At 70.3% G+C, this 9,138-nt stretch carries 9 protein-coding genes; 1 reads left to right on the plus strand and 8 read right to left on the minus strand.

What is annotated here, in order from left to right; all coding sequences use genetic code 11:
• Positions 1-168: 168 nt before the first annotated feature.
• Positions 169-711, minus strand: coding sequence for a hypothetical protein (locus ACFWQG_RS15960; RefSeq protein WP_378508610.1), 543 nt, complete (start codon positions 709-711; stop codon positions 169-171).
• A gap of 33 nt (positions 712-744) precedes the next feature.
• The gene (locus ACFWQG_RS15965; protein WP_378508611.1) at positions 745-1,614 is read right to left on the minus strand and encodes an alpha/beta fold hydrolase; all 870 of its coding nucleotides are present in this window, start codon (positions 1,612-1,614) and stop codon (positions 745-747) included.
• A 94-nt stretch (positions 1,615-1,708) separates the two neighbouring features.
• Here ACFWQG_RS15965 and ACFWQG_RS15970 point away from each other — a divergent pair, with 94 nt between their 5' ends.
• Positions 1,709-2,278, plus strand: coding sequence for a TetR/AcrR family transcriptional regulator (locus ACFWQG_RS15970; protein WP_378508612.1), 570 nt, complete (start codon positions 1,709-1,711; stop codon positions 2,276-2,278).
• A gap of 103 nt (positions 2,279-2,381) precedes the next feature.
• Here the strand turns inward: ACFWQG_RS15970 and ACFWQG_RS15975 are convergent, their stop codons facing one another.
• From ACFWQG_RS15975 to ACFWQG_RS16000, 6 genes are all read right to left on the minus strand, one after another.
• On the minus strand, positions 2,382-3,143 hold the full coding sequence (locus ACFWQG_RS15975; protein ID WP_378508613.1) for an SDR family oxidoreductase: 762 nt from the start codon (positions 3,141-3,143) through the stop codon (positions 2,382-2,384).
• Positions 3,144-3,211: 68 nt separating this feature from the next.
• The gene (locus ACFWQG_RS15980) at positions 3,212-4,492 is read right to left on the minus strand and encodes an MFS transporter (protein ID WP_378508614.1); all 1,281 of its coding nucleotides are present in this window, start codon (positions 4,490-4,492) and stop codon (positions 3,212-3,214) included.
• A gap of 28 nt (positions 4,493-4,520) precedes the next feature.
• Complete coding sequence (locus ACFWQG_RS15985) at positions 4,521-6,743, minus strand: transglycosylase domain-containing protein (protein ID WP_378508721.1); 2,223 nt, start codon at positions 6,741-6,743, stop codon at positions 4,521-4,523.
• 114 nt (positions 6,744-6,857) lie between these two features.
• Positions 6,858-7,061, minus strand: a complete 204-nt coding sequence (locus tag ACFWQG_RS15990) for a hypothetical protein (protein WP_378508729.1) — start codon at positions 7,059-7,061, stop codon at positions 6,858-6,860.
• Complete coding sequence (locus ACFWQG_RS15995; RefSeq protein WP_378508722.1) at positions 7,058-7,975, minus strand: carbohydrate ABC transporter permease; 918 nt, start codon at positions 7,973-7,975, stop codon at positions 7,058-7,060. The genes ACFWQG_RS15990 and ACFWQG_RS15995 overlap by 4 nt, the downstream gene beginning before the upstream one ends.
• A 101-nt stretch (positions 7,976-8,076) precedes the next feature.
• Positions 8,077-9,108 (minus strand): carbohydrate ABC transporter permease, encoded by a 1,032-nt coding sequence (locus ACFWQG_RS16000; protein ID WP_378508615.1) that lies wholly within the window; start codon positions 9,106-9,108, stop codon positions 8,077-8,079.
• Positions 9,109-9,138 lie beyond the last annotated feature (30 nt).

The raw sequence follows: 9,138 nt of genomic DNA on the forward strand, positions 1-9,138 counted from the left end.
AAAAGAAAGTCTGTTACACCGGGGGGAGTTGCCGCGAGGGGGGAGGGGGCAAAAACAGCAGGGTGAGGCGGGGGGTGGGGGGGGGTGATCCAGACCCCCCCCCCCCCGCCACAGTCGTTTTCGGCGCGACGTCCGGCGACCCCACGGCAGTGTGGTCCAGGATCCGCCTCAACCGGTGAAGGTCGCCGGGCGACGCCGACCGGCGAACCACGGGTGCCGAACCCAGCGACTCAGCGACGCACGAGCGGCGGGACCTGCGGCCACCGACGCGGCGACCACTACCGCCATGGCGGGCACAAGGGTGTGCGCCAGGTAGCCGAATCCCGGATCGGTGAGCCCGATTCCGGCAGCGCACAGCGCGGCAGGCACGTGCGGGGCGCGCAGGACCGCCATCGCGATGACCGCCCACACCGCCGACGCGGTCACCGCCACCTCGGACGCTCCGACGGCTGCGGTGATCAGCATGGCTCCCACCGCGGCGACCGGGTAGGCGCGCAGGACGGCGCCCGGACGGGCCGCGGGAGCGCTCGGCGCCAACGCTATCAGCGCGGCCGAGGCCACGAACGGCAAGGCGAACACCTCCAGTCCGAGCAGGCGTTCGACGGCGACGAGGCACACGATGACGAGCAGCGCCGTGATGCCCGCCGACAGCGCCGACGTGCCGGATCCCCGCTGCTCGATCAGGGCCGCGGCCCGGGTGCGGACGGTCATCGTCACTATTCCTCCGGGAAGGGTCGGGGCGAGTCAGGCCGTGCGCCGCAGGAAGTCGCGCATCAGGCCGGCGATCTCGTCGAGGTGGGTCTCCAGCGCGAAGTGGCCGGTGTCGAGCAGGTGGATCTCCGCGTCCGGCAGGTCCGCCGCGAACGCCTCCGCCCCGGCCGAGCCGAAGATCTCGTCGTCCCGACCCCAGGCCACCAGGGTCGGCGGCCGGTGGGTGCGGAAGTACTCCTGAAACAGGGGATACCGGTCGAGGTTGAACTGGTAGTCCCAGAACAGCTGAAGCTGAATCTCCTTGTTACCCGGACGATCCAGGCCAGCTTGATCCGTCAGCCACGTTTCGGGAGCGATCCGGTCCAACCGGTCGTCGGGGACCCCGTGGGTGTACTGCCATCGCGTCGCGGCAACGTCGAGGAGCTCACGCACCGCCGGTTCGTGCGCCTCCCGGTCACCCGCATGAGCGAACAGCACGTCCCAGAACGGTGTGAATCCCTCGCGGTAGGCGTTCCCGCTCTGGGTGATCAGCGCGGTGACACGCTCCGGGTGCTCAGCGGCGATGCGCAAACCGATCGGCGCTCCGTAGTCGTGGACGTACAGCGCGAACCGGTCGACACCGAGCTGGCCGAGCAACGAGGCCGTCACCTCGGCGAGGTGGTCGAAGCTGTAGTCGAACTCGTCGACCGTGGGGCTCTCCGACCGGCCGAAGCCGATGTGGTCCGGAGCGATCAGGTGGTACTCGTCCGCGAGGGCGGGCATCAGGTTGCGGAACATGTGCGAGCTGGTCGGAAATCCGTGCAACAGAACCACTGTGGGCCGGCTCGGATCTCCTGCCTCGCGATAGAAGACCTCACGGCCGTCCACGAGTGTCGTGCGATGTCGGGTGTCGAAGCTGGACATGAGCCCTCCGTGACCACTCAAGGAGAGAACGGTCGTTCTCCCGCTGGGGTGTACAGTAGAGAACGCTGGTTCTCCATGCAAGGGGTGAGGCGAAATGGATTCGGACACTGCCGATGTGCGACTGCTCGACGCCGCGGAGGAGCTGTTCAACGAGCACGGCGTCCAGGCCGTGGGAATGGACGCGATCCGTACCCGCTCGGGCGTCTCCCTCAAACGGCTCTACCAGCTGTATCCGTCGAAGGAGCGGCTTGTCGAGGCGATGCTGCGGCGGCGCGACCACGCGGTGCGCGACGAGATCGTCGGCTTCCTCGCGCCGTACGCCGACCCCCGCGAGCGGATCCTCGGAGTGTTCGACTACCTGGACGACTGGTTCCGCCGAGACGACTTCCGCGGATGCACCTTCATCAATACCTTCGGTGAGCTAGGCGGCAGCAACGCCGTCGTCGCCGACATCGCCCGCACCCACAAGGCGGCCTTCCTCGACTGTCTGCGCGACCTCGTCCGCGCGGCGGACCGGCCGGAGGGGCTGGCCGATCAGCTCGCGCTCCTCGCCAATGGCGCGATGGCCACCGCCGCGATCTCGGGGTCACCAACCCCTGCCGCGCAGGCCAAGGACGCGGCCCGCGTCCTGCTCGGACAGATGAAGTCGCCGCCGGTGCCGTAGTCGCCCTCCCGCTCCGATGAATGGGGGTTCATGTGTCATTCGCCCGCGGCGGATGGCACATGAACCCCCATTCAATGCTGGAGCCGGGTGCGGGGGCGCGGGATCAGGTCATCCTCGCGACGACCGACAGCGGAAGGACCCGCATCGCGACGGACAGCGGCGCCCACGGCCAGCCCGGCACCGCGGCCCGGTGCGCCTCGCGTTCGATGGCCTTCACCATTGCCCGGCAGCCCGTCTCCGTGTCGACGATCAGCGGCACCTTCTTGATGTTCTCGTTCATCTCCGACCGAATGAACCCGGGCAGCAGCGTGGTCACCGCGATTCCGCTGCCCGCCAGGTCCGCCCGCAGGCCCTCGCCGAGCGAGGCGACCGCGGCCTTCGAGGCCGCGTAGGTGGTCAGGTTGCGCGGCATCCCGCGCACCGCACTCACCGACGACACCAGCACCAGGTGCCCGGCGCGGCGCGGGCGGAACAGTTCCAGCGCCGCCTCGGCCTGGGCGAGCGCGCCGAGGACGTTGGTGGACGCGGTCGCGGCATTGGCCCGGAAGTACCCGGTGCCCAACGGCTGTCCCTTGCCGAGTCCGGCGTTGACGATCACCCGGTCCAGGCCGCCGAGCTCGGCGTCGAGTTCCGTGAACGCCGTGAACACGTCGTCGTGGTCGTTGACGTCGAGGGTACGGATCGCGACGGTGATGCCCGGGTGCGCGGTCAGCAGTTCGTCGCGCAGTTCCTCGAGCCGGTCGGTGCGCCGCGCCGCCAAGGCGAGATTGCGTCCGCGCGCCGCGAACTCGCGGGCCATGCCCCGCCCGAGCCCGGAGCTGGCGCCGGTGATCAGAATGTTCCTGCGCTGTGTGTTGGCGCCCACCGCTCGACCTCCCGCTGCTGCCCGACTGCTGGTCCCGGTGACCGAGCGTAGCGGTCCTTCTGCCGATTTCACGCCAGCGGCCGGGTTCGGGTCCGGGTCATCGTGGCGACGATCAGCACGGCGACCACCGCGACGGTCACCGCCCCGACCAGGTTCACCCCGAGGTAGCCGCCGACGGCGAGCACCATCCCGGCGGTTGCGGCGCCGACCGCGCCCGCGGCGCCCATCACCGCGTCGGACACGCCCTGGACCAGGACGGCACGCTCCGGCGGCACGCTCTCGGCCACGAACGTCGACGCGGACACGGTGGCCGCCGACCAGCCGAGCCCGAGCAGCACCAGACCGACCGTCACCCAGGTGCGGCTGTCGGCGCCGACCCCGGCGCAGAGCACGGCCGCCGCCAGCAGCACCTGGGCGAGCAGCATGGTCCGCAACCGGCCGAACCGGTCGGTCAACCACCCCATCACCGGGGAGAGCGCGTACATCCCGGCGATGTGCAGCGAGATCACGAAGCCGATGACGGCGAGCGTGTCCGCCGACGAATGCTGCGCCCCCGCCGCGTGATCGAGTTCCCGCAGCTGCACCGGGGTCATCGACATCACCGCCACCATCACCACGTGCGCGGCGACCAGGGTGACGATGCCCAGCGTCGCTGGCCAGGACCGGGCCGCGGTGCGTAGCCCGTCGACCAGCGACGGCCGCGACGCTCCGCCGCTGACCCCGCCCACCGCCCGCGCGGTGAGCAGCGGGTCGGGTCGCAACCCCACCGCGAGCACGACGACACCGATCAGCATGCCCGCGAGAGAGAATAGGAACGGCCCCGACATCTCGGGCAGGCCGAGGAACTCACCGAGCGCCGCCCCGGGGCGGATCAGGTTCGGTCCCGCCACCGCACCGATGGTGATCGCCCACACCACGATCGACAGGTCCCGGCCGCGGTGGGCGGGTGTCGCGAGATCGGTGGCGGCGAACCGGGACTGCAGGTTCGCCGCGTTGCCGACCCCGAGCAGCGCGCCGCCGAGCAGCAGCACCGCGAACGACCCGAGCACCGGGGCGAGGATCATCGCGACCGCCCCCACCGCGGCGAGCCCGAGCCCGGACATCAACGCGGTGCGCCTGCCGCGCCGCATCGCCAGTCCGGCCAGCGGCAGGGCGGCGAGGGACGCGGCCACCGACAACGCCGTCGTCACCGCGCCCGCGTACGCGTCGCTGCCGGTCAACTCCACCGCCATCAGCGAACCGATCGCCAACGCGGCACCGTTGCCGATACCGCTGCACAGTTGCGCCAACGACAGCGTGAGCACGATGCGCCGTTGGGTCGGTCGGAGGTCGGGGGTCGTCGCGGTCACGGAGTCGAGGCTAGCCGCGGTCGCCGGGTCAGCCGGGCAGCGGGATGACCACGCCGGGCAGGATTTCCACCGACCGCGGCAGCGGGGGAGCGACGGGGGCGGGGGGCGCGGGCACGTCGATCTGCAGCGGCGCCGGCGACGCGGGCTGCGGCACCTGCTGCGGCGCAGGCACATCCGCGACCGGCACCCGGACCGGCGCCTGACCAGTCGCCGCGCGCCCGCCCGCCGCCGATGTCGCTGCGGTCGCGGCCGTCGATCCCGACGAGGCGGGCACCCCGGCCTGCCCGTCGATCGGTTTCGGCCACGGGAACGCCTCCCAGTCGGTGCCGTCGAGGGCGCCGTCCATCGTCGACTTCCAGATGTCGGCGGGCAGCCCGGCGCCGTACACCGAGCCACCCCACCGGGTCACGATCGGCTGCGACTGCTCGGTGCCCACCCACACGGCCGTGGACAGTGACGGCGTGTACCCGACCATCCAGGCGTCCTTGTTCATTCCGGTGTCCCCGAGCTGCGCGGTCCCGGTCTTCGACGCCGACGGCCGCCCACCCGCAAGCGCGTGCCCCCGCGAGTACGACGCGATCGGCATCATCGCCTGGGTCACGTTGTCCGCGACGGGCGCCGGGATCCGCTGCTGCCCCGGATCCGGTGCCCGGTCCAGCAGGACGCGACCCTCCGCGGTGACGACGTGCTGCACGAAGAACGGCGCCCGATACATCCCGGACGACGCGAGCGTCGCGTACGCGGACGCCATGTCGATCACCCGGGTCTGGTACTGGCCCAAGACGATTCCGTTTTCCGGCGGCCCGCCGTCCTCACTGAGCGTGGTGCCGACGACGCCGGGGATCTCCCGCGGAATGCCCGCGGCGTGCGCGATGTCGGCGATCTTCTGCGGCCCGCCGTCCAGCGACAGCGTCATCCGGTAGAAGCTGGTGTTCAGCGACCTCTTCAGTGCCTCCGCGATCGTGCACCGGCCACAGGACTCGCCCTCCACATTGCCGATCTCGACGTTGCCGACGGTCAGCGGTGCCGAGTCGAACGGGGTCTGCAGCCCCCGGCCCTCGTCGAGCAGGGCGGCGAGGCCGAACACCTTGAACGCCGACCCGGTCTGCAGTGGCGCCTGCGCGAAGTCGAACCCGGCGCCGTCCGCCCCACCGTAGTAGGCCCGCACCGCACCGGATCTCGGGTCGATCGACACGACCGCGGTCCGCAGCTCCGGCGGCTCCCCGTCGAGCGTCTCGGCGACGGCGTCGACCGCGGCGGCCTGCGCCGCCGGGTCGATGGTGGTGGTGATCCGCAGACCCTCGGTATTCAGCTCCCGCTCACTGATTCCGGACGCCGCCAGTTCCGCGAGAACGCGGGCCCGGATCAGCCCCTCCGGCCCGCGTGCGGCGCCCGCGTCGTCGAGCTGCGCCAACGGTGCGACGGCAGGGAACTGCTGCGCCTTCCGGTCCGCGGGGGACAGCACCCCCATGTCCACCATGCCGTCGAGGACGTACTGCCACCTCGACTGCGCGGCAGCGGAATTGGTCTCCGGATCCAGCGACGACGGGCTGCGGATCACGGACGCGAGCACCGCGCCCTCGGACACCGTCAGCTCGCCGACCGGTTTCCCGAAAAACGCCTTCGACGCGGCGGCGATCCCGTATGCGCCGCGGCCGAAGTAGATGGTGTTGAGATAGGCGGCGAGGATGTCGTCCTTCGACCACTGTCGCGCCATCTTCGATGCGATCACCAACTCGCGCATCTTGCGGACCACGTTGCGGTCGGCGCCGACCAGGGTGTTCTTCACGTACTGCTGGGTGATCGTGGAGCCGCCGCCCGCGCTGTCCTTGCCGAGCACATTGTCCCGCGCGGCGCGGACGAAGCCGCTGATCGAGAAGCCCGGATTGGTGTAAAAGTTGCGGTCCTCCGCCGAGAGGATCGCCATCCGCACGTGCTCGGGTATCGCGTCGATCGCGACCTCGGTGCGGTTGCCTTCCGGGGGGACGATCGTGGTGATCGGGGAGCCGTCGGCGGCGACGATGGTGGACACCTGGTTGGTCCGCATGTCCGACGGCCGTGGCACCACCGCCCTCGAGTAGCCGATCGCGAACGCCACCACCGGCGCTACGATCAGCAGCACCACCAGGGTCAGCGCCACCCACAGCAGCCTGCGCCGCCCCCGCGGCGGGCCCGCCTCAGCACCGCCGTCGCCGTCGTCCGGGGGCGTCGTCGATTCCGGGGTGGCTCCAGGCGATGGACTCACACGTATGCTCCCGTGGGCTCGGCCGGCAGACGGGCAGCAAACAATCCGTCCTCGGGCATCGTGGCATCACCCGGCGCCGAGGTCCATCACCGCGAGACCACCCCGCGTGTTGCCTCGGCGTCAGCGGGTGCGGCGCCAGGTCCGGACGGCGACGCCGAGCGCGGCGACGCAGCCGAGCAGCACGAGTGAGGGCACCGCCCCGGCATCGCCGCGGACGATGCCCGCCGCCGCCGCGAGGAACGCCATCACCGTGAAGAAGCCGAGCACCCCGATCAGCATCTCCAGTTGCTGCCGCCGCCGCGCCAGCTGTCTGGCCTCGGTCACGACTTCACGCCGCCCGCGGTCAGGCCGGAGACGATGCGGCGCTGGAAGATCAGCACCATGATGACCAGCGGGATCGTCACCAGGGTGCCCGCCGCCATGATCGCCGCGTACGGCTGACTGAACGCGTCCGGGCCCTCGAATCGGGCGATCGCGACGGTCACCGGTTCGGTGCTGTCGTTGGACAGCAGGCTCGCGAGGAGGAACTCGTTCCACGTCGCGATGAACGCGAGGATCGCGGTGGTGAACAGGGCAGGCGCCGCGAGCGGCAGGATCACCAGCCGGAACGCCTGCCCGCGGGATGCCCCGTCGATCCGCGCGGCCTCCTCCAACTCCCACGGCAGGTCGGACAGGAACGAGGTGAGCGTGTACACGGTCAGCGGCAGCACGAACGAGATGTTCGGCACGATCAGCGCCTGATACTGCCCGATCCACCCGATGTCGCTGAACAGCTGGAACAGAGGTGTCACCAGCGCGACAGTGGGGAACATCGACGCGGCGAGAATGATCCCGGTGACCACGTACTTGCCGCGGAACTGGATGCGCGCCAATGCGTATGCGGTGAACACGCCGAGCAGCAGGGCGACCGCCGTGGTCACCGCGCTGATGATCATGCTGTTGCCGATGGCCGCGAGGAAGTCGTTGCCCTTGTCGGTGGCGAGCGCGTCCCGGAAGTTGTCCAGCGTCAGGTGCGTCGGCCACGGGGTGGTGTCGAAGGTGAACGCGCTGTCCCGGAATGCGGTGACAACCATCCAGTAGAACGGGGCGAGACCCCACACCAGGATGACGATCACCCCGACGTAGTTGCGGACGGCGGGCCCCAGCGGCCTGCGCCTGCGCACCGCGGCTGCGGTCTCCGGGACCTCGAGGTCCGGCTCCTCCAGCACGGCGATGGCGGGAATCACCGTCGTCTCCATCGAATAGTTCGGGACCTCGTCGGTGAACCGTTCGTACGGGGCGGACGGGCCACGCTCGGTGACTCCGGCCGCGTCACCGTCCGGGACGTTGTGCCGGCCCATCAGTGATCACCGCCCTTGCGCTGCTCGTCCTGCGTGCGCACCGCGTTGGCGCCGAGGAACTTCACCATGACGAACGCCACCGCGAAGATGCCGAGGAAGATCAGCGTCGACAGCGCGGACGCGCTCTGATAGTTGTTCTGCCGAATGTCCGCGACGGTGAGGATCGCGACGGTCGAGATCGGGGTGGAGCCGGAGGTGCCGCCGAGGATCGCGGGGAGATCGTAGATCCGCAGCACGTCAAGGGTGCGGAACAGGATCGCGACCATCAGTGCCGGCTTGACCAGGGGCAGCGTGATCTGGGTGAACCGCTGCCACGCGGAGGCCCCGTCCACCCGGGCCGCCTCGTAGACGTCCTGCGGGATCATCTGCAGGCCGGCGAGGATCAGCAACGCCATGAACGGCGTCGTCTTCCACACGTCGGCGATGATCACCGCGAACCGGGACGCCCACGGATCGGTGGTCCAGGCGATGTCGGTGCCGAGCAGGCGGTTCGCGATGCCGTTCTCGGCGAAGATGAAGAACCACAGCTTGGCGGTGACCGCGGTCGGGATGGCCCACGGGATCAGCACACTCGCCCGCAGGAAGGATCGGCCGACGAAGCTGCGGCTCATGACCGTGGCCATCCACAGCCCGAGCACGGTGGAGATCCCGACGATCGCGACGGTGAACAGCGCCGTGACCCCGACCGCGGGCCAGAAGTCGGCGCCGAGGGTGCCCGGCGGGCAGGTGCCGCGGCCCTCGCCGCAGTTGCCGGTGAGCCACAGCAGGTAGTTGTCGAGCCCGGCGAAGCCGCCCTGCACGAACCGTCCGGTGTCCGGGTCGACGCCGGGATTGCGTTGGAACGACAGGATCAGCGCCTTGACCACCGGGTACACGATGACGATCGCGAGGATCACCATCGTGGGGGCGATCAGGTACATCGGCCGCCAGTCGCGGCGGCGTTTCGGGGGCTCCGGGGCGGGCGGGGAGGAGGGGGGGAGGGGAGGGCCCCCCCCGTTGGTGCCCCCTCCCCCCTTTGTGTGGTTTTTCATGGTTGACCTACCTCCGCCACCCCATCCTTC

Origin of the sequence: Rhodococcus sp. NPDC058532, from assembly GCF_042719255.1 — a bacterium.
In the GTDB taxonomy this organism is placed as follows: Bacteria; Actinomycetota; Actinomycetes; order Mycobacteriales; family Mycobacteriaceae; genus Rhodococcus_G.